This is a genomic window from Bacillus sp. AFS012607 (assembly GCF_002558005.1).
Taxonomy (GTDB): Bacteria; Bacillota; Bacilli; order Bacillales; family Bacillaceae_G; genus Bacillus_A; species Bacillus_A thuringiensis_S.
The window spans coordinates 20,635-42,967 of record NZ_NTVM01000035.1; the positions used below are offsets into that span (position 1 = coordinate 20,635).

Below are 22,333 nucleotides of genomic sequence, written 5' to 3' on the forward strand. Positions count from 1 at the left end.
CTCAATTTTCAGTCAATGTATTCAATACTAACCAATTTTAAGTAAGTTTTAGAAGGTAAAACTCTAATAGCAATCTAGAAACATGGCAATATTAGAGTGAAAATGAAATGATAATCATAAAATATTCAATTAATATCAAAAAAATATAAAAAATTTCACATATATTTTTATTTTTAGGTTATTTGATTTTATTGTAATGTGCAGAATTATAAATGTTCATGTAAGTTAAAAATGAATAATATTAAAGTGATTGTTAAAATTAACGAAATGTTCAAGGTTTTAATCTCAAAATATGAATATTAGTTATATAATTATTTTAAGGGGATAATTCACCCCTTCCTCTAATGTTGTTGTTTACAAGTTTATAGTTCCAATGTGTTGAAGCTACGATAAAAAGAACTTGTAATTATATATTACAAGTTCTTTTTGTTTTGATTTTTTTGAAAGATACCTAAACTAGTTATGTTTTTCATATTTTATCAAGAGAACGGTAGAATTCTATACGGAAGTATATGTACATTATCGTAAAATAAATAGTAATTTGTATATAAACTAAGTGATTCTTAATCGTATTCTAATAACAGAAGGAAAGACCAACTAAAAATATAGTTGGTCTTTCCTTTAAGTTGGTGTAAAAACAAATAAATAAAAGATAGGTGAGAATTAATGCTGCTAAGCAGTATTGATTCTGAATTAACTATAACACACTTCCTAAAAAGTAGTTGTGTCAGTTGATTGAACATTCATCCTTCTTTTTTATCAAATAAATATCTAAAATACATCAATTAATTGACAAGGGATGTATTTTAATCGATAAATAAATCAATACTATAGATTTTGGAAGTAAATATTTTTTTTATTCTTGTACAATATGTTTGCATTTAGAATTAGTTATAATACCACTTTTTAATAACCAATTTACTCATTAAGAACAAGGTATTAATGTGTATGGACAATAATTAACAAAATAAAAATCTAAATTTTCATTTTGTTAATCAATTCGACTCCTCGTAGATTGATTTTACGAGGAACAAACTATTTTAAAATTAAACGTATGAAAATGAAAGAAGTAATCAAATGAAGCAATAAGGCTTCTAACCGTAAGGACTGCGGGGGCAGCCTAATCAACTAGAGTTCGATTGAACTCTTTACTTAGGAATTCCTCACTTCTAAACGAAGTAAAAGTGGGGGTAGTTCAAGAGAATATGTAAAGAAGAGGTAAGAAGGTTCATGGCGAAACAAGTTAACGGGATTGTTAAGAAATCTGTGTAAGTTTTTGAAACGAATATTTAGAATAGCAAATATTAAGGCAAGATTGCTTCTGTCTTTTTTTATCTTCTTTTGAATTTCGATTTGTGTGATAATTAAATCGAAAGGTCGTGTAAGAATGAAGATAGCGGTGATACAAGCAAGTACCCAAATTAGCAAAAATGAACTGATTTTTGAAGAGACAAAAAGGGCTGTGGCGAGGCATGGATATGAAGTGCTCAATTTTGGTGTTACATTTAAAGAATCCGAGTTAAGCTATATCCAAGTGTCCTTAGCTGTTGGGCTACTTCTAAATTCAGGTGCAGTTGATTTTGTGATCACCGGATGTAGTAGCGGTGTTGGTATGTCGATTGCCTGTAATACACTTCCGAATGTCATTAGCGGTTATCTGCCAACTCCAACAGATGCGTTCCTATTCGGTAGGATAAATAATGGAAACTGTGCATCACTGCCACTTGGATTGAATTTCGGTTGGGCGGGCGAATTAAATCTTCGCTTCACGCTTGAGAAACTATTTGAAGAACCGTTCAATACTGGGTATCCTGAAGAATCCGCCGAACGAAAGAAACGTGATGCAGAACTTTTTAAAGTAATCAAGAGTTTTTCACATCATAGTATTGTTGAGATTCTAAGTCAGCTAGATGGAGCGGTTATTAATCCTGTTCTTCAAAAGCAAGAGTTAGTGGAATTCCTCTTGCGAAATGGCAATAACACAGATATATCAAATTATCTTATCGAACAAATGAAGCATTTAAATTACGGTAGGTAAATACTATTTTTTTTAATACGTTTGGCGAATTTATAGTTAACCATAAGTTGATTCAACACCATTAACCAATTACACCGCCATTCCATTTGTTTTGGAGATCTTTTACATGTAAATACAGAACCTTGAGTAAGGCGTTTTCGTTCAGGAAAGCGCCTTTTTCGTTACCTTATGGAGACTTGATATTGCACTTTAAAGTTAGCTTTATTTTTATTTCAACGGTGATATTCAGACCTGTTCAGAGCTTATTTACTATACCTGTGATAAGAAATATGCATATAGATAATATCATCATACCTATTTTAATTAGTAGTGCATATATAGTTTGCTGTTTAGCAATTAAAGTTTTTACGTAAATATGTTGTGTCTAATAATATCAAAATTTATTTATATATCCACTGAATGAGCTTTTTATATATTTATTTGGATATAAATCATTAATCATTGCATATGGGCTCCCATTCCAGTATCTTACTACAGGTGTCCATAATCTATGATTTTTAAGCCATTGCATTGTGTATTGCTGTAATAATTGATTATCTGTCAGCTTCTCTTTTTCTTCAATTGTCCACTGTAAGGCATCTAGCGCTTTTTCTCTCGTCCAAAAACCATTTGGTGTCATTTTAAATTCCCATTCTTTAAATTGACCTGGATATAAATCATTAATCATTGCATATGGACTATCATTCCAATATAGTTGACAGGCTCCGCTCAATCCTGATTGAACTAACCATTTATTATCGTATATATTCTTCAATTGATCCACATTTAATTTTTCTTTTTTTTCAATTGTCCATTTTAGTGCTTGTAATGTTTTATCTTTCGTCCAAAACTTATTAGGGGCCTTATTAAATTCCCATTCTTTAAATCGATTTGGATATAAATCATTAATCATCGCATACGGGCTTCCATTCCAAATCACCCTTAAAGGTGCACTTAGTCGATGTTTAATTAACCATTTTTGTCCATAAATTTGCAAGAGTTTTTGTGGTGGTAATTTTTCCTCTTCTTCAATTAACCATTTTAATAATTGTAAGGCCTTTTCTTTTGTCCAAAAATTTAATGGTGTCATTCTAAATTCCCATTCTTTAAATTGATTCGGATATAAATCATTAATCATTGCATATGGACTATTATCATATTTGTGCTTCAATACCCCTCGTAATCGATACTTTGCAATCAATTTGTTATTCCAATTCTGTTTTATCTCTTCTTCATTCCAATTCAAAATTTTTGTTACTAAATACTTCGTTACTCTTCTGGCCAATTGATTATTTCTATCTAATTTCCAAGTGTTTGGTGGAAATCTATTTCTTTTTCCATCTAATATCTCCTGATAGATGTCCTCTATAGTATTAGTGTTCATCTGCATCTTAAAACCTTCTTTTAGTTGTATATATAGTTAAATAAATTTTAATGTTAGGACTTTCGTCCGAACTATTAAAAATGTAAACTCTATCTTAACTTAGAAAATATGATGCTTAATCAAATTATAGTAATGTAAAATAAGAATTACCTATAGAAAAATATAGTCTAGGGCAAATGAAAGAATAGATTTGTAAAATATAATTTTCAATTCATAAAAGACATCAATCTGAGAAGAAAGATGTCTTTTATTTAATAGTTTTACGGTTTATTTAATTACTTTCCATAAAGCTAATGAGAAAATCCAATTTGGATCACCGTATCCTTGATAACTTTGAACTGCTTCATAAATTTTACCTTGATGTTCTACTCTATCTCCTTTTTTATATGCAGCATACGAATCCCATGCCTTATACTCAGAAGAGGGGGTATCTTTTGTTGTGATTTTGATTTCATTACTCGCAACTGAAACTTTTCCTTGAGTATCTATAGCTTTTACCATATATCTATATTCTGTACTAGCCAGTAAATTTTCATCTGTATAGTAAGTTGAAGGACTTGTAGCTATTTTCGTACCGTTACGATAAATCTCATATTCTTTTATACCAACATTACTTATGGATTCTTCCCATATTAAATGAACACTGTTTGTAGTAGTTTCTGATGCTTGTAATCCTGTTGGAGCTGTTGGAGCTATTTGTTCTGGATTCTCTTCTTTTGTTGTAACTGAAACTTCATTGCTACTTTTTGACTTATTTCCCGCTGCATCTGTAGCCTTAATTGTATAATTATATTTTGTATTGGCTTGTAATCCCGCATCTTCATAACGTGTTGTTTTTGTTGTTCCTACTTTTTTTCCATCACGATAAACTTCATATTCTTTCACACCAATATTATCTGTGGAATCCTCCCACTGTAGCTCAACAGTTGTTGTTGTTTTACTAACAGAACGTAGGTTAGAAGGAGCTGTTGGAGCGATTACGTCAATTTCAGTACTACTATTAAAAGCAGAAAATAGTTTAGAAAAGGCACCGTCGTCTACATCGGGTAATCCAGAAGCATCTCCAGTTGCCTGACCGATTTGCCAACTTTCAATAGCTTTTTTATCACGATACACTGACCACATACTAATTTCCCCAATACCTTTTTCTTTGGCAAATTGGAACAATTCTTTTGCATTATTTAATGTGAAAGTTTCATTTTGAGTATCGTTTTTTCCTATCATAGGTGTAACAGCAATCATTTTCCAAATGTCAGAATCTTTAATAGTACCTTTATATAAATTAGTTAATTGTCCATGCAGGCTATTAATAGCATCTATTGCAGCTTGTCCCATTTGTTGGTTTTGTTGTCCGTAATCCATAGTCATAATATTAACAGAATTTAAATCTACATCATGTTTTATAGCGCTTTGAATCACATTTATCCCATCATTAGTTAGGCCATAAGGCATTACTGGTAAGGTATAACCAATTTTTACATCTTTACCTTCAGCTTTTAATTCCTTTTGTAATAACGCAATTGCTTTTGATCTTCTTTCGATAGATTCTGGGTGAGCGACTAAGACTCCTTCAATATCAAAATCCGTGTGTGTTAAATGTAATGTGTTAATTACACTTTTATAAGCATCTTTTAATTTATTTACATCTGTAATAGCTGCGGCAAGATCTGCACCTAATCCAGGGATATTACCAGCATTTGCTCCACCAAAAGATACTTTAACATCTCCACCTATTTTTCTAATTTGTTTAATTTGATCATCTAAGTTACCATCTCCAATAGGGGTATGACTTCCTCCCCATACTGGATTTCCATTTTTATCAGCCACTATAAAGGAAAGCGTGAAGAAACTAGTATTTGTTTCTTGGGCATATTTTAATAGATTTTGAGGATTCATGCCGTTATCTACATATGGTGCAAAAACATGAGTTGGCCAAGTGATTCCTTCACCAAATAAATCATTTGGATCGCTATTATCAGGTATATATTCTGAACCAGTATATAATTCCCAACCGCTAAATTGTTGGGTAGGTAGTGTACCTGCATTTACCCAATATACAGAATGATAAATCTTACCTTCATATGTAACGTAAGATTCACCTGGATAATCTTTGTTTTTATTCCAAAATGGTGCTACTTGTTGTTGAGATTTCGCTATATTTTCTTGAGCGTAGGCAAACGGTTGGCTAATGGCTTGGGATGTAGGAATGATCATAGTTAATGCAACAGCTGTTTTTGCTAGAGTACAAAATGGATGTTTTTTTATAATCATAATAATATCTCCTCACTTCTAATTTATAATTTAAAAAAGAAATTATATTTGGCATTATTAAAATTCTTTTAATATATATTTTGAAAAATTATTGCCGTAACTCCCGATACTGATATTTTTATACGTGATGATTACCCCTATTTAGTAGGATAACAACTTACAAAAAATGAAACAAATTAGAGGGAAATATAATAATATTCATTCAAAAACAATATATTTCTTCTCATAAACTACAGGAAATCGAATTAAAATGTATATATATATACCATTTTTGTAAGGTAGGGATGAAAAGTGAGCTAGAAGTAATATAAATGTACACAAAAGTGTCGATTCTAATAATCTAGTTTGGCTAAAAAATTTTTATCTTGAGTACAAGACTAACTACTTCTATTACTAAATCTAAACAATTTGTTGTATTTTTTAATAATAAAATGAGATTATTCTTTTTAGGTTTTCTAAAATTGTCTTACTTTAGTTGAGTAGGTAAACTGGAAACAGCATAAATTAAGTCCATTACTTCTCCTACATTTTTTATTAGTTATTTCTTTTAGTATTCTCATAAAAACTATAGGGTGTTTGAAAAATTGACACATAGATTTTTTGTTTTCATATGTTAAGATGGTGTTGCTAACCTATTGTTTATAATAAAACAGCTTATTTTATTATCAAAAGTATAGGACTAGAAAAAACCTCATAAAGAGGTTTTTTTATTTCTATATTTATCTTTGGTGTGAAAATTTAGTTACAAGATTAATTTTGACATAATGCTATGTTTTGTTTAAATATTTTGTGCTTTTATGTGTTGGATGAAGTCTTCAAATTATTTCATGATACATATAAATTTTAATGTTTATTTAGTTTTTATTATATTGTATTGTTATTTTGCTAAATGCTTAAAGGACATATACAAAATTTAATAATGTGTAATATACATTTAATTAAATTTTTAAAATACGTTTAATTAAAGTTTATTAATTTTTGTATTGTAATTTTAAATTGATTTTTTTAATTTATACTCAGTAGCATAAGCATCAGCGGCAATAATTGCATCAAAAACCATTTCTGATGAAATTTCAAATGGCATATTATGTATAGTTTCACCATCTTGACAGGCAGCTTCTGCAACTTTCATCAATTCTTCTTTACTTGCATCACCTAAGTTCAAATCTTCAAGTGTAGTAGGTAGGCCGAGTTTGATACAGAAATCAATGTAGTTATATAGCTCTTCAGTTGTCCAAGATTCCATTGCCATTTGTACTAATGTGCCAAATGCAACCTTTTCTCCATGCATCAAATCATGAGTCTTATCATGTAAAACAGTAAAACCATTATGGATGGCATGAGCTGCAGCCAACCCGACACTTTCAAATCCAAGTCCACTAAGTAAGGTGTTTGCCTCTATTACGGCTTCAACTGCTGGAGTAACAGTTTTTTGTTTAACTGCTAAAAGCGCAGCTTCTCCATATTCAAATAAGGTATCCCAGCAGAGTTCTGCAATTTTAGCAGCCGCTAAGGTAGATAGTCCACCAGCCATAGCAGGTTTTCGTGATTCTAAATTTGCTTTAGCCTCAATCCATGTAGCCATTCCGTCTCCAATCCCAGCAGCTAAAAATCTGGATGGAGCTTGCGCAATGACTTGGGAATCTACTAAAATAATATCCGGATTTTTTAAATAAAATTTGTATTTCTCAAATACTCCATCATCAGAGTAAATAACAGAAAGAGAACTGGTTGGTGCATCTGTTGAGGCAATAGTGGGAACGCTTACAACTTTGGCTGAAAGAATTTCTCCTACCGCTTTTGCCGTGTCTACTGATTTACCACCACCAATACCAATGATTACATCAGCACCAAATTCTTTTCCTATTTTCTCAATTCTTGCAATTTCATTTTCAGAACTTTCACCATTAAAACCAACTTTTTCAAAGCTTAGATTTTGTTTATGAAAGCTTTCCATAACTTTTTCACCAACAAGATGCCAAACACATTCATCTGCAATAACTAATAAATTGGATCCTAGCGGTTTTACATACTCTCCAATTTTTTCAATTACATTTCTTCCCTGAATATATTTTTGCGGGCTAATTAGGATACGTTCCATGATGATCACTCCTTGATATTTTTATAAGTAAGCTGAAAATCTAGCCTTGAATCTAATGTTATCAAAATTCTGAGTGCAGAATTATGAATATTTTATGTATATTTTTCGTCTGTTATATGACGGATTAAAAGATAGTGTTATGATTATCAAAAATCAAATACTATTTTTTAAGAAAGATGAAATGGGAAAATTAGTATTAATAACCTATATTATCAGGTTTTGTATAAATAATCTTATTATATAATAGTTGGGGTTTTAATAATAAAAATAAAAATACATAAAATTCACTGGTTGAGTTTTATGTATTTTTATGCATGTATTATTATGAAGTGGGTTCTTATGATACAAAGGATTGTAAGTAATATTCATACTACAAATGGCCTACATGCTCGAGCCATAGCTACACTTATAGCAAAATTGAGCGGAATACTTTTAACGATGAATCTATTCATGAAACACAATCATTATTAGACCAATTGACTCTTGAAAAGAAAAGAATAAAGTATTTAGAATGTGAATTGTCGAAATATAAAAAACTAAACAACTCTTTTCCAGACATTATTATTTATAGTGACACTTTAATGAAGACGCTCTTTGTTGCGAATGAAGTGGCAGAATTAGATTCTACGATTCTTATTACTGGAGAGAGTGAAACAGGAAAAGAACTTATAGGTAAAGGTATCCATAAAGCTGTTTTCAGAAAGGATAAGTCGTTTATTCTAGTAAATTGTGCGGCTATCCCCCCTAATTTAATTGAAAGTGAGCTATTTGAGCATGAAAAAGGAGTATTCACTGGAGCACTTCACATGAGGAAAGGGAAATTTGAGCAAGCAAACATTGGAAGAATCTTTTTAGATGGAATTGGAGGCTTAAAGCTAAATGTCCAAGTGAAATCATTATAGGTTTTTATAATAAAAGGGAATTGTAGGAGGGAATAAAATTAAATGTTAGGGTACTAGCGGCGACTAATGGAAAGGAATAGATGCCATGAAAAAATTTATTAATAATCCAGAAAAAGTAGTTAGGGATATGATTGACGGAATGTTGTTTGCACATTCTGATAAACTACAAAATATGGCTGAAACAAATATAATTATTCGAGCTAATAGTCCATTTCCAGGAAAAGTGGCAATTGTCAGCGGAGGCGGGAGTGGTCATGAACCAGCGCATATAGGATTTGTTGGTAAAGGAATGCTTGATGCTGCTGTAATGGGCGAAATTTTTACTTCTCCTACACCAGACCAGATTTTGAAAGCGATTCAAAAGGTGGATGCTGGAAGTGGGGTTTTATTAATTGTAAAAAACTACTCAGGAGACATAATGAATTTTGAAATGGCTGCTGAAATGGCTGAAGCACAGGGAATCCCAATTGCTACAGTCATTGTTAATGATGATACTGCTATTGACAATAGTTCACACACTATGAGAAGAAGAGGAATTTCTGGAACAATATTTGTACATAAAATAGCTGGAGCAATGGCTGAGAAAGGGGCATCGCTTAAAGAAGTTGAAGATGTTGCAAATAAAGTAATTGCTAATATAGGTAGTATGGGCATGGCATTAAAAACGTGTACTATACCTGGAGCTGGTACAGTTGGTTATAAAATTGGTGAAAATGAAGTAGAGGTTGGTATAGGTATCCACGGTGAACCTGGAACTCATCGTATTAGTATGATAGCAGCTAATAAAATGGCTGAACTCCTTTTAGAGCATATTTTAAGTGATATGCAATTGAAGATTGGTGACAAAGTTGCAGTAATGGTAAACGGCTTAGGGGGAACGCCGTTAATGGAATTATATGTTTTAAATAAAATGATTAACACAATATTAAACAAAATCGGTATCGATATCTGTAAAACATATGTTGGAGAATACATGACAGCAATTGATATGGCCGGTTTTTCAATTACTTTATTAAAACTAGATGAACAATTAACTGCTTTGCTTAATGATCCAGCAAATACGACTAACTGGCGTGTACAATAGGAGGGGCCAACATGTATATTACACCAAGACATATCATCAATTGGATGCAACTCACTGCAAAACAACTTGAGTATCAAAAAAAAAACCTAACGCAACTTGATCAATTCATAGGTGATGGAGATCATGGTATTAATATGAATAGAGGGTTTAAAGAGGTTGAAAGAAAGATATCATATACAGCTTATGATGATATTGGAAATGTATTTCATGATATTGGAATGATACTTATTTCAAAGGTTGGAGGTGCATCAGGGCCTTTATATGGAACAGCATTTTTAAGGGCTGGTAGTGTTTTGAAAGGGAAAAATAGAATTACAATCAATGAATTGGGGATTGCTTTTCAAGAATCTGTAGATGGCATCTGTCTAAGAGGAAAAACTCAGATAGGAGATAAAACAATGCTTGATGTTTGGGATCCTGTTTTGAAGTATATCCAAAGAAATGGAGAACAAATAAAACCTATTGGTCTTATCATTTTTGCAAGAGAACAAATGGAAAAAACTAAGCCATTATTAGCTAAAAAAGGGCGTGCTTCTTTTCTAGGAGAAAGGTCTATTGGTCATTTAGATCCAGGAGCAGTCTCATCTTTTATTATCTTTGAAACTTTATGTTTATCTCTTATAGGTGAAAAAGAAATTGTTAATGAACTTAGGGAGCAATTATGATGAGTAATGCAGGAATAGCTTTAGTTTCTAATGGTTATCTACTAGTTAAGAGATTTACAAGCTTTACTCGTCCAATTAAGTTCCAGTGTTTTAATAGTTTCTGCAGGAGAAGTAGATAACGATGAAGTAGGTAGAAGCGTTAGATAAATTCAAGAGGCTATTTATAATGAATGAGTTGTAATTGTATTCCTAAATTTGGGAGGAACTCTAATTAAGAGTGATTAAATCAAAATAGCAGATTCACTATTAATAGAGGGTCCTACGTAGCAGTTGTTGAATTAGGGATTGGCAAAACATTAGAAGAAATATATAAGATTTAAGGCTGTACTTGAAGTGAAAACCATTATAAAAATATAAAAGGAGCTAATCTTATGAGAATCGAAAGAAAATTAATTGTAACTCGTAAGGCTGGAATTTATGTAAAATCAGCAAGTGAAATTGTAGATGGCTTAAGGGATTATGATTGTTCGGTTCAGTTTACATTTAAAGATAAAAAAGTTAATGCAAAAAGTACTCTTCAATTAATTGATTTAGCACTAAAAAGAGGAGCAGAAATACATGTAATTCTTGATGGGGAAGATGCTGATGATGCCCTTGTGTTTATACAATGGTTTTTGAAATAACAAAGGGGGTCATAAATATGTCTCCATTTATGGGAGAATTAATTGGAACCTTGGTTCTTATTTTATTAGGGAACGGCGTTGTAGCAGGTACTTTGCTGAAAAAATCCAAAGCACAAAATTCCGGATGGGTTGCAATTACTCTTGGCTGGGGATTAGCAGTTACATTCGCTATATATATAGTAGATAACATAAGTGGTGCGCATTTGAATCCTGCAGTTACAATTGCTTTTGCTTGTATAGGGTTATTTCCTTGGAGTGAAGTTCCTTCATATATTGGTGCACAGTTGATGGGGGCTTTTTTAGGTTCAATATTTGTCTGGCTCCAGTATTTTCCGCATTGGAAAGAAACTAAAAATCAAGAAATTATATTGTCGGTGTTTTCTACAAGCCCTGCAATAACAAGTTGGCCGTCCAATTTGTTAAGTGAAATTATTGGCACTGCAGTATTTGTATTTTCAATTTTAGCTATGAGTCATAATAAAGTTACAGATGGACTACTTCCAATAATAATAGGAGCGTTAATAGTATCTATAGGTTTATCTCTTGGTGGAACAACTGGATTTGCTTTAAATCCAGCACGAGATTTTGGCCCAAGACTAGCACATCAAATCTTACCAATATGTAATAAAGGCTCTTCGGATTGGGGATACGCATGGATTCCCATAATTGGTAGTACCATAGGAGGAATCATAGGAGCTATATGTTTTCAATTGATTTATTAAGCAATTAATATATTAAACTTCAATTAGAAATCAATTAGTTAACCACGTTTACTATCGATCATATAATGCAAAGGGGTATTTAAGTAAAAAATGTATGCTAAAAAAATCACTATATATTTCTTATAATTTGGAATTGTTTTATTCATAAAATGTTCAATTTATATCCATTGTGAAAAAAATCACAATGGATATAATGAATATATAACCGTTGTAGAGGGTGATAGTGGTTTTATTCTTTTGAGAACTAATAAACGAGATTTTATATTGTTATATTCATGTGTTTTTTTACAAATATTATTATTATTTGATATATACTCTTTTTAAAGTTGAGCAAATATCCAATCTAAGCAAGATCAAAAATACCAATGCCAAATATTCTTTTGCGACGAATCAACTCTTTTATCAAATTTCTGTCTCCAACTACAAACTGTTTTCTAGATAGCTATCTTTAGCAAACTTCTGACTCGTAAGAGGGGGTTATTGTTTTTTTGTTTGTTATTTTGTATGCAGGCGATATAAATCATCTTATCAGATAGAACGGCAATGTTTTTAGTAAGTGGAATCGATTTCATTATACGAATAACAGTGCTTTTCTTTATTTGGGAAAAGGATAAATATGTATAGTCTGTCATTCAATTGAACTTTTGGTGAGTAACATATGCGTAATTAAAAACTTACATGGTATTTTTATCATTTGAAAGAACTTTAAATTGATTTCTGTCATGTTTGTTTGCATTGATAATCATGTTTTTCGAAATAAACGCTTTCCTTATCAATGAGGCAATTCGCAAGTGGAGTTTTACTCCTATTTTGGTTTGACGCAACTCAGTCTATTTATAGTTGATTAGGTTTAGAGTAAGTGTATTTGAAACAACGATTTTCAACGGTATGTTCTTTCTATATTTTGAAAGCGTTTTCTTACGGTGGGTTATTTTATAAGATTATGAACCTTTTACCTAAGAAATTATGTATTTTAAGTAATGATTTGAAAAATGATGAATTGGAGATTCACAAACTCATTTTTAGTAGTAAACAAAATTTTATAAAAGAAGTGAGATTTAAATAGCCTAGGAGGTGGTTTTCTCAAGGATAGAAAAAGTTGGTTTTTAATAGTTAAAGATTGATGAAATGAAGAAGAAAAGTTGTGTTGGTTGCGTCAATTCAGAAAAAATTAGGATGAAATATTTAGGAGGTAGAGAGATGGTAGGGATTATCCTAGCAAGCCATGGCCAATTTGCTGAAGGCATTTTACAATCTGGCGCAATGATTTTTGGAGAGCAAGAGAATGTTAAGGCTGTTACCTTAATGCCAAACGAAGGGCCAGACGATTTGAGAGCAAAAATGGAAGCAGCAGTTACATCTTTTGATAATCAAGATGAGGTATTATTTTTAGTCGATCTATGGGGCGGTACTCCATTCAATCAAGCTAATGGCTTGTATGAAGAACACAAAGACAATTGGGCAATTGTTGCTGGTTTGAACTTACCAATGGTGATTGAAGCTTATGCATCCCGTTTATCAATTACGTCTGCTCAAGAGATCGCAGCACATATCATTAAAACAGCGAAGGAAGGGGTCAGAATTAAACCTGAAGAGCTGGAACCCAAAGAAAATACTGATATCGCAGTTGCAAAAGATGGAAAAGCAAATGGCAGACTTGCTCCCGGTACAGTAGTTGGTGATGGGAAAATCAAGTTCGTTTTAGTCCGTGTGGATTCTCGTTTATTGCATGGTCAGGTAGCGACTGCATGGACAAAGTCTACACAACCAAATCGTATTATCGTAGTTTCAGATGCAGTGTCTAAAGACGACCTTCGTAAAAAATTAATCGAACAGGCGGCACCACCAGGGGTTAAGGCCAATGTTATTCCAATCAGCAAAATGATTGAAGTTGAAAAAGATCCCCGTTTTGGTAATACTAATGCACTGGTATTATTTGAAAACCCACTAGATGTCCTGAGAGTTATAGAGGGTGGCGTGGATATTAAAGAAGTTAACGTTGGTTCTATGGCTCATTCAACTGGAAAGGTTGTTGTTAATAAGGTTCTTTCTATGGGAAGAGAAGATGTAGAGGCTTTCGAGAAAATGAAAGCAAAAGGCATTCATTTTGATGTACGTAAAGTACCTAATGATTCTCGTGCAAATATGGATGATATTCTAAAAAAAGCGAAGGTTGAATTATCGTAGTTACATAGCAAATTTAATGAAATGGGGGATCATAATGTCTACTATAGAAATAATTTTAGTGATACTAATTGCATTTCTAGCCGGTATGGAAGGAATATTAGATGAATTTCAATTCCATCAACCACTAGTGGCATGTACACTAATTGGTTTAGTAACAGGTAACCTAGAGGCGGGTATTGTTCTTGGCGGTACACTTCAAATGATTGCACTTGGATGGGCAAATATTGGAGCAGCCGTAGCGCCAGATGCTGCATTGGCATCAGTTGCATCAGCGATCATTTTAGTATTAGGCGGACAAGGTGTTAGCGGTGTTGCATCAGCAATTGCAGTAGCGGTACCACTTGCAGTAGCAGGACTTTTCTTAACAATGATTGTTCGTACACTTGCTGTTCCTATTGTACACATGATGGATACGGCAGCTGAAGAAGGAAATATAAAAAAAATTGAAGTGTTACACATCGCTGCGGTGTGTTTACAAGGTATCCGAATTGCAATTCCTGCCGGAGCACTTTTATTTATCCCTGCACAAAGCGTTCAAGGATTCTTGGAATCAATGCCTGCATGGTTAACTGATGGAATGGCTATTGGTGGCGGAATGGTTGTTGCTGTTGGTTATGCATTAGTTATTAATATGATGGCAACAAAAGAAGTATGGCCATTCTTCATTATTGGTTTCGTAATAGCTGCGATTTCTCAATTAACACTTATTGCTCTTGGTGCATTGGGTGTGGCTTTAGCTCTTATTTATTTGAGTCTTTCTAAAATGGGTGGTTCTTCAAATGGTGGTGGAGGTAACTCTGGTGACCCGCTTGACGATATCTTAAACGATTATTAATTCAGCAGGAGGAGAAGACAAATGGCAGAAAAAATTAAATTAACAAAAAGAGATCGTTTAGTCGTTGCATGGCGATCTACATTTATTCAGGGTTCTTGGAACTATGAACGTATGCAGAATGGTGGCTGGGCTTTCTCGATGATTCCAGCGATTAAAAAGTTATATAAATCAAAAGAAGATCGAAAAGCAGCATTAAAACGTCACTTGGAATTCTTTAATACACACCCTTATATTGCTTCACCAATTCTAGGAGTTACATTAGCACTTGAAGAAGAACGCGCTAATGGAGCAGAAGTTGATGATGTGGCAATTCAAGGGGTCAAAGTTGGGATGATGGGTCCTTTAGCCGGTGTTGGTGATCCGGTATTCTGGTTTACTTTACGTCCAATGTTAGGTGCTTTAGGGGCATCATTAGCAATGGGGGGGAATATCCTTGGGCCAATCCTTTTCTTCTTATCTTGGAATCTGGTTCGTTGGGGGTTTATGTGGTATACACAAGAATTTGGTTATAAAGCCGGTTCTAAAATTACTGATGATCTTTCAGGTGGGTTATTACAAGATATTACAAAAGGTGCATCAATCCTTGGTATGTTTGTACTTGCAGCCTTGGTGGAACGGTGGGTGTCAATTAAATTCAAGCCAGTTGTATCTGAAGTTCAGTTAGATAAAGGTGCGTATGTTGAGTGGGACAAACTTCCTGGAAATGGTGAAGGGATTCGTCAATCTTTTGAACAAGTAAACTCAGGAATGGCACTGTCACCTACGAAAGTAACTACCTTGCAAGATAACTTAGATCAATTGATTCCTGGTTTAGCTGCATTACTTCTGACATTCTTCTGCATGTGGTTGTTGAAGAAAAAAGTCAGCCCAATTGTTATTATTCTTTCATTATTCGTAGTTGGGGTAGTTGGTCACGTAATCGGACTTTTATAATTTAAGTTGCTCAAGTATTCAATTATTAAGATTTATCATTTTAGCCAAGAAGGCTCCTTCCTCAAGGAGCGTGAAGGGTCACAGTCCAGTGAGTTGGTGGGAGATGAATTGGCTTCGAACAAGAGATGGCAGAAAGCCATCTTAATTGTTCGACATATAGAAAGTATTACTCCACTACCTATCGAATGTACGTTTGGCATATAATAGTCATATACCGAAATGGAGGTGAATCAAATAATGATTAATAAAGCCTATAAGTTTCGTATCTATCCAAATCAAGCACAAGCAATTTTAATCAACAAAACGATTGGGTGTTCTCGCTTTGTATTCAATCATTTCCTATCCTTATGGGATCATGTATACAAAGAGACAGGAAAAGGCTTGACCTATGGTATATGCTCTGCCAAACTACCTGCCATGAAGAAAGAGCTTGTTTGGCTAAAAGAAGTGGATAGTATTGCGATTCAGTCGTCTGTTCGCAACCTTGCGGATGCTTATACGCGCTTTTTCAAAAAACAAAACAGCGCACCGCGCTTTAAATCTAAGAAGAACAACGTACAATCTTATACCACAAAACAAACAAATGAAAACATTGCCGTTGTAGGAAGCAAAATAAAATTGCCAAAACTAGGTCTTGTTCGATTTGCCAAAAGTCGTGAAGTAAAGGGACGTATTTTAAATGCTACGGTTAGACGGAACCCTTCTGGTAGATACTTTGTTTCATTGTTAGTTGAAACAGAAGTGCAAGAACTTCCGAAAACACATTCTTACATTGGAATAGATGTAGGACTAAAAGATTTCGCCATTTTGTCAGATGGAACCCCCTATGAAAATCCGAAGTTTTTCAGATCGTTAGAAGAGAAGTTGGCAAAAGCACAGTGTGTTCTTTCTAGGAGAATGAAAGGATCTTCTGGCTGGAATAAACAGCGAATAAAGGTAGCTAGAATTCATGAATACATGACGAATGCTAGAAAAGATTACTTGGACAAAGTCTCAACTGAAATCATCAAAAACCACGATGTTATTGGTATAGAGGATTTGCAAGTATCGAATATGTTAAAGAATCATAAGTTAGCAAAAGCAATTAGTGAGGTATCATGGTCACAGTTTCGAACCATGTTAGAATACAAAGCAAAATGGTACGGTAAACAAGTCATTGTCGTATCAAAAACATTTGCTTCCAGTCAATTATGTTCTTGTTGTGGATATCAAAACAAAGACGTTAAAAATCTAAACCTACGTAAATGGGACTGCCCTTCTTGCCATACACACCATGATAGGGATATTAACGCAAGTATCAATCTAAAGAATGAAGCTATAAGGCTTCTAACCGCAAGGACTGCGGGGTTAGCCTAATAAATTAGAGTTCGATAGAACTCTTTACTTAGGAATCCCTCACTTCTAAACGAAGTGAAAGTGGGGGTAGTTCAATATTTAGGAATTGTTGGAATTGAAGTGTAGATTAGTAGCCTGTGAATCGATAATAGTTCGTATACAAAAAGTGGCTGGGAATTATCGTTTCAGCCACTTTTTGTATTGACTTAATTGTTTGAAGTTACGAATTATAAATAGGATAAATGAAATGGAGTGGATATGATGGTTCAATCAATTAATACAAAGGTAGATTTAGTAATAGATGCTACCGCTTTTACGGGACTTACAGACTATGGAAAAATTATGATTGGTGATAAAGGGTTTGAATTTTATAATTCTCGTGATACGCATAAATTTATTCAAATTCCGTGGGAGGAAGTAGATTACGTTATAGCTTCTGTAATGTTTAAGGGGAAATGGATTCCACGTTATGCTATTGAAACCAAGAGAAATGGGATCTTCACCTTTTCTTCTAAGGAACCTAAGAAAGTTCTTCGGGCTATACGAGAATATGTAGATCCAGGTCATATGGCACAATCTCTAAGCTTCTATGATGTTATTAAACGTGGTCTTAAATCGCTAGGTAAAAAGAAATAATATAATGAAAAGAAGGGGGGATTTTTTGCTGCAAATACAAACAATTGATATATTAATTGTTTGAGTTTTGGACAGACTGGTTCAGTAGTAGATAAATCTGTTCTTTTTAAGAAGATGCACGGATTCTACTTCAGAAAGAATTAATGTAGTTGTTTCAAAATATTTGTAGTATAAAACAAGAACATTGCTTCTTAATTAGGCAATGCTCTTGTTCTACTATGTTATTCATGTACTTTTTTTGTTTAAGTCGCATTCCATCAGGTTACGGAAGCTCAAATTGTACCGTAGGTACCAAACTTACTATTAATTGGATTAATTCAGGTTGATAATGCCTCCATTTAAACAAATTTTCCTTTTCTATACCAATCACGCACCTTTTTTAGAATCATACATATCAGTGTTCAAGATTAGGATATTACTTGAAAGAGCCTTGGGATTTTTGCACCAGAATCGTTTTATACATTATAAATTATTCATGTTATTTAATTATATTTTTGCAATCGTGCTGTGTTATAATTCTGAAATACTGATATATCTAGTAGGACTTAAAGGTTTCGGTTTATTATACGAATTGGAAAATCAATCCATTATCTTTGAGGGTCAGGCTATGATTATTTAAACTATTATTCACACTATTATTTAGACTAAAAGAAGTACAAGGAGGAAGGTATATCTATTAAAGTAGTAAGATATACCAAATTCAAAATGAATATTAAATTTAATAAAAAAGTAGTAGCATTCACGGCAGGATTAACTGTATTATCTTCACCATTGGTATCGTTTGCAGAGGAACAACAATCAGTAAACAATAAGCAATCTACAAGCCTTCAAGTGCAAGATAACACAGACCAACTTCAAACAACAGATGAACAGGCTTTAAAAAGTATTGAAGCTAGTTTTGAAGAGGTAGACGGACGTGGTGGAGGTACTGTCGACAATAAGAAAGCAGATAGTCTTCAACGTTCAGAAGGTATTCATGAAGAAACAGGTACACTAACTGTTCCTAAAAATTCAAACAGAACAAAACGTAGTCTGTCTCCCATATCACCTAGCACCTCTAGTACAATAAATGGTGTTCCATTCACTGAATGGATTGTTCCAGCAGGTAACGATAATATTCGTCCTCAAAACTACATGAATCCAAAGTACATTACAATTCATGAGACTGATAATACAAGTGTAGGAGCAGGTGCTAGAAACCACGCCCAATACCTATATAACCAAGCAGTAGGGAACACAGACCGAGCTGCATCGTGGCATTTTACAGTAGACGATAAAGAGATTTATCAACATCTACCATTAAACGAGAACGGATGGCACGCAGGAGACGGTGATGGTCCAGGTAATAGAGAATCTATTGCAATTGAAATCGCAGTTAACAGTGACGGTAACTATAGTAAAGCGGTAGATAATGCTAAGAAACTTGTAGCTTATTTAATGAAAGAAACTGGTGTACCGTTAAATAACATTGTAAAACACCAAAGATGGAGCGGTAAAATCTGTCCTGCTAATATGATTAATAATGGACAATGGGATGCATTCGTAAATGGTGTTGGTGGGTATTATAATAATCTTTATCAACCAAAAGATGACATTACAGGAGGTTGGTATGAAGAAGCTATTCGAGAGTTGAATAGAAGGGGTATTATGATAGGGGAAGGAAACGGAGTTTTCGCACCCAATAGAGCGATAACAAGAGCCGAATTTGCTCAATTAATCTCTAACTCTCTAAACCTGCCAGCTGGAGATGCTTCATTTAAAGACCTAAACGATGCAAATTCAACTTTACGAGATGGTATTAAACGTACTGCAAGTGCAGGTATCATTCAAGGTAGAGGAGATGGTTATTTTGACCCAAACACACCTATTACAAGAGAAGAATCAGCAATTATTGTAAACAAGGCTTTACAGTATAAAGGTATATGGGGGCCAGTTGTAAACCTACCATTCTCAGACACAGACCAAATTATTTATAAAGAAGACGTACAAAGACTGTATGGCCTAGGTATTGTAAGAGGTAAGGGTGACAATCAATACGACCCTAAAGGAACAACAACTCGTGGTGAAACAGCAACATTCATTCTAAATATGCTACAAGTAATTGAAAATGGTAGTGTTGAAAAGGTAATTGGAACGGCTCAAATTAATGGGATTGGGGTAAATGTTCGAAGCGGATCAGGGACAAACTATTCTATTGTTAGAAAGACAAGTAAAGGCGAAAAAGTTACAGTATATGAAGAAAAGAATGGTTGGCTAAGAATTGGAACAGGTCAGTGGATTTACTATGACTCTAGTTATATCGACTATAACAGATTATAAAAGACTAAATAGTTAAAAGAACAGGTCATATTTGGATATATAACTTACTCTCAGGTTGTGAAGAAGACTTTCTCCACAACCTGTTTTTGTGCCTAGCCCCTCTTTACCTACCAATACTGATAAAAAGAGGAAAAGGAAAGATTTATTATGATGCTAACATCGGAAAATAATGGTAATTATTGTGTATACAATTAAAGGCTAATGTTTTTCTGATAATTTAGTAGAGGGCACCGTACATACCCATCCTGTTAACATTTTGAAATACCTCAAAACAAAAGAATAAGCTGTATTTTTACTAGCCATAACACCCATCGTGTTAATCATAAATAGTTTGTATCAGTTCTTTTACCTCCACATTTGGATTAGGATGATTGAGCTGTTTCATCCAATAATAGTACGTACTACGAGTAATATTAACGAGTTGAAGTAACTCCTTGACAGGAAATTCATGCCTTAATCCATAAAAGAATAGTTATTTTACGCAGTATTGCGAAAAGAGGAGGAAGGGCGTATTTCCTTTCAGCAAAGATTTAAAGAATTTCTGGTTATAATCGTTAGTTTTGGGGTTATTACGTTTCTCATATATGGAGAAATCCTGTTACAATAGTAAAGAATAACATGGGTACAAATTGATAATGAAATGGGGAAATATGCTAGATGAAAGCAACCGGAGTAACTAGAAAAGTGGATGAATTAGGGCGTATAGTAATTCCAAAGGAACTTAGAAATACGCTTGGGATTAAAGAAAAATCACCATTAGAGATTTTTGTAGAAGGGGAAGACATCATTTTAAAGAAGTATCAGCCTGGTCATGTTTGTGTATTAACAGGAGAAGTGTCAAATCGTAACATGGCATTAGCAAAGGGTAAGATCTCATTGAGTCCAGAAGGTGCAGAACTATTAATAAAAGAAATAGAACAGTACCTTGTCAAATAAGTGCTCCTTTCAAGGGGCTTTTTTTATGGTTAACAAAATAATTTCACGTACCGTAATGATTTAAAAAACTAAAACACTACAATAATAGTCTACATTTAATCTTGTGTAGACTTAATCAGCTAAATAGAGAATGTATTGTATATTTCGAATAGATTTCTTGCGAAATATGTACCTAGAGCAGTATTTCAATTTAAATGTGATACGATAGTGATATATTCGTTTTGCTAGTGAAAGGGGATGAGTGTCGATGAAAAACCACATAAAAGTAAATGGAAAAATCCTTCAAACAAATAAAAAATGGTCACATCTCAAGCAAAGACAAAGACAACATATTTCTAATTGGTTACGTAGAGAATATACACAATTTGTAAAAACACATTATAGAAAACCTAAAAGGTATGAACATGATGAGATTCTTCATGAAGTGATGAATCAAATACAGGAACGTGAAATTTGGATACCTAATGGTGAAGTAAAAAGATATTATCTAAGCAAAATAGGAAAATGGTTTAGAAAAATAGAAAGTGAATGGGAATCAAAAATATCCAACAGTGAAAAGCAGCAGGTATTAGAAGAAAAGTAAATACAAACAAACCAGGGGGGCGCATTTCATGTTTAATTTACAAGAAGATATGTATGAACAATTGAAAGAGAAAAAAGGGGCAGTTACAGTATTTTTAAAGAATGGCGTTCCAGTACGTGGGAAGATCCTTGCAATAGATAAATTTACCGTCCTAATGATGGTTAATGGTAAACAACAACTAATCTACAAACAAGCAATCTCTACACTTGCTATGTAATACATACTGAGGTACCGCCAACATTTCGGAAAAAAACCACGCTAAGAGTATGCAAGATTTTATGCGAAAAATAGGGAGACATAGGGAAGCCAAAAGGCACTCCAGAATAGGAATGTATAAAAAGATGCATAGGGTCATAGAAAAAGAAAAAGGCGAATCCCTTGTGAGAGTAAGGGGACGTCTTTTTCTTTGCTATCGATAATGGGACGTTATGTTAACCTCACATGTATACGATATTCATAAACCCAAAGTAATTAAAATATGCTTTGGATTTTGTTTTTTTTAAGACTGAATGTAAATATATCTTTACATTTATACTGTTTTTATATAATCTATTAGTAAAGATATCTTTACATTGTAGGTGAAACGATGGCTGTAAAAAACAAAATTAAGGAACTACGAGTACAAAATAAAATTACACAAATTCAAATGGCAAAGGACTTACAGGTTACAAGACAAACGATTGTAGCCATTGAAAACAATCACTACAATCCAAGTTTAGAATTAGCAATGAAAATAGCTCATTACTTTAATCTGAAAATGGAGGACATTTTTACACTTGAATAATCTTGAAATAAAGGAG

General features: G+C 33.3%; 19 protein-coding genes and 3 pseudogenes. 16 read left to right on the plus strand and 6 right to left on the minus strand.

The features are described from left to right. Positions 1-1,387 precede the first annotated feature (1,387 nt). Positions 1,388-2,038 (plus strand): RpiB/LacA/LacB family sugar-phosphate isomerase, encoded by a 651-nt coding sequence (locus CN409_RS27725; protein ID WP_000686199.1) that lies wholly within the window; start codon positions 1,388-1,390, stop codon positions 2,036-2,038. Here CN409_RS27725 and CN409_RS32880 read toward each other — a convergent pair. The 4 genes and pseudogenes from CN409_RS32880 to CN409_RS27745 all read right to left on the minus strand — a co-directional run. Continuing rightward, a pseudogene (locus CN409_RS32880) lies at positions 2,026-2,198 on the minus strand (IS256 family transposase); the annotation flags it as partial. The gene CN409_RS27725 and the pseudogene CN409_RS32880 overlap by 13 nt on opposite strands. Before the next feature lie 213 nt (positions 2,199-2,411). Next, positions 2,412-3,407 (minus strand): DUF4046 domain-containing protein, encoded by a 996-nt coding sequence (locus CN409_RS27735; RefSeq protein WP_001178340.1) that lies wholly within the window; start codon positions 3,405-3,407, stop codon positions 2,412-2,414. Positions 3,408-3,668: 261 nt separating this feature from the next. After that, positions 3,669-5,672: a fibronectin type III domain-containing protein gene (locus tag CN409_RS27740; protein ID WP_097982118.1), complete on the minus strand. Its 2,004-nt coding sequence runs from the start codon at positions 5,670-5,672 to the stop codon at positions 3,669-3,671. 991 nt (positions 5,673-6,663) lie between these two features. After that, entirely contained in the window at positions 6,664-7,773 is a 1,110-nt protein-coding gene (locus tag CN409_RS27745; protein WP_097982116.1) for a glycerol dehydrogenase, read from the minus strand. A 581-nt stretch (positions 7,774-8,354) separates the two neighbouring features. Here CN409_RS27745 and CN409_RS27750 point away from each other — a divergent pair. The 10 genes from CN409_RS27750 (at position 8,355) to CN409_RS27800 (ending at position 17,695) form a co-directional block, all read left to right on the plus strand. Then, the gene (locus tag CN409_RS27750; RefSeq protein WP_240518672.1) at positions 8,355-8,675 is read left to right on the plus strand and encodes a sigma 54-interacting transcriptional regulator; all 321 of its coding nucleotides are present in this window, start codon (positions 8,355-8,357) and stop codon (positions 8,673-8,675) included. Positions 8,676-8,760: 85 nt separating this feature from the next. Beyond that, positions 8,761-9,759, plus strand: a complete 999-nt coding sequence (gene dhaK / locus CN409_RS27755) for a dihydroxyacetone kinase subunit DhaK (RefSeq protein ID WP_097982113.1) — start codon at positions 8,761-8,763, stop codon at positions 9,757-9,759. Positions 9,760-9,770: 11 nt separating this feature from the next. Next, on the plus strand, positions 9,771-10,424 hold the full coding sequence (gene dhaL, locus CN409_RS27760; RefSeq protein WP_097982111.1) for a dihydroxyacetone kinase subunit DhaL: 654 nt from the start codon (positions 9,771-9,773) through the stop codon (positions 10,422-10,424). Positions 10,425-10,795: 371 nt separating this feature from the next. Beyond that, entirely contained in the window at positions 10,796-11,047 is a 252-nt protein-coding gene (locus tag CN409_RS27765; RefSeq protein ID WP_097982110.1) for an HPr family phosphocarrier protein, read from the plus strand. Positions 11,048-11,064: 17 nt separating this feature from the next. Continuing rightward, positions 11,065-11,769 (plus strand): MIP/aquaporin family protein, encoded by a 705-nt coding sequence (locus CN409_RS27770; protein ID WP_097982108.1) that lies wholly within the window; start codon positions 11,065-11,067, stop codon positions 11,767-11,769. A 1,200-nt stretch (positions 11,770-12,969) separates the two neighbouring features. Further along, complete coding sequence (locus CN409_RS27775; protein ID WP_097982107.1) at positions 12,970-13,956, plus strand: mannose/fructose/sorbose PTS transporter subunit IIA; 987 nt, start codon at positions 12,970-12,972, stop codon at positions 13,954-13,956. A gap of 34 nt (positions 13,957-13,990) precedes the next feature. After that, on the plus strand, positions 13,991-14,791 hold the full coding sequence (locus CN409_RS27780; RefSeq protein WP_000103758.1) for a PTS mannose/fructose/sorbose transporter subunit IIC: 801 nt from the start codon (positions 13,991-13,993) through the stop codon (positions 14,789-14,791). Between the two features lie 21 nt (positions 14,792-14,812). Further along, positions 14,813-15,724 (plus strand): PTS system mannose/fructose/sorbose family transporter subunit IID, encoded by a 912-nt coding sequence (locus CN409_RS27785; protein WP_097982105.1) that lies wholly within the window; start codon positions 14,813-14,815, stop codon positions 15,722-15,724. A gap of 237 nt (positions 15,725-15,961) precedes the next feature. Next, positions 15,962-17,080, plus strand: a complete 1,119-nt coding sequence (gene tnpB / locus CN409_RS27795) for an IS200/IS605 family element RNA-guided endonuclease TnpB (RefSeq protein ID WP_170955813.1) — start codon at positions 15,962-15,964, stop codon at positions 17,078-17,080. A 237-nt stretch (positions 17,081-17,317) separates the two neighbouring features. Beyond that, positions 17,318-17,695, plus strand: a complete 378-nt coding sequence (locus CN409_RS27800; RefSeq protein WP_240518673.1) for a DUF956 family protein — start codon at positions 17,318-17,320, stop codon at positions 17,693-17,695. Between the two features lie 252 nt (positions 17,696-17,947). Here the strand turns inward: CN409_RS27800 and CN409_RS27805 are convergent. Beyond that, positions 17,948-18,056: pseudogene (locus tag CN409_RS27805) on the minus strand (IS6 family transposase); the annotation flags it as partial. Positions 18,057-18,400: 344 nt separating this feature from the next. Here CN409_RS27805 and CN409_RS27810 point away from each other — a divergent pair. Then, a complete protein-coding gene (locus CN409_RS27810; protein WP_097982102.1) occupies positions 18,401-20,014 on the plus strand; it encodes an S-layer homology domain-containing protein in 1,614 nt (537 codons plus the stop codon). Between the two features lie 319 nt (positions 20,015-20,333). Here the strand turns inward: CN409_RS27810 and CN409_RS27815 are convergent. Then, positions 20,334-20,477, minus strand: a pseudogene (locus CN409_RS27815) (IS3 family transposase); the annotation flags it as partial. A gap of 194 nt (positions 20,478-20,671) precedes the next feature. Here CN409_RS27815 and CN409_RS27820 point away from each other — a divergent pair. The 4 genes from CN409_RS27820 (at position 20,672) to CN409_RS27835 (ending at position 22,317) form a co-directional block, all read left to right on the plus strand. Next, entirely contained in the window at positions 20,672-20,950 is a 279-nt protein-coding gene (locus CN409_RS27820; RefSeq protein ID WP_097982101.1) for an AbrB/MazE/SpoVT family DNA-binding domain-containing protein, read from the plus strand. 247 nt (positions 20,951-21,197) lie between these two features. Continuing rightward, positions 21,198-21,533 carry a transposase gene (locus CN409_RS27825; protein WP_097982099.1) on the plus strand — a complete coding sequence of 112 codons (336 nt, stop codon included), beginning with the start codon at positions 21,198-21,200 and terminating at the stop codon, positions 21,531-21,533. Between the two features lie 28 nt (positions 21,534-21,561). Beyond that, entirely contained in the window at positions 21,562-21,750 is a 189-nt protein-coding gene (gene hfq, locus CN409_RS27830; protein WP_065845862.1) for an RNA chaperone Hfq, read from the plus strand. A 369-nt stretch (positions 21,751-22,119) separates the two neighbouring features. Beyond that, a complete protein-coding gene (locus CN409_RS27835; RefSeq protein WP_097947113.1) occupies positions 22,120-22,317 on the plus strand; it encodes a helix-turn-helix transcriptional regulator in 198 nt (65 codons plus the stop codon). Positions 22,318-22,333: the final 16 nt, after the last annotated feature.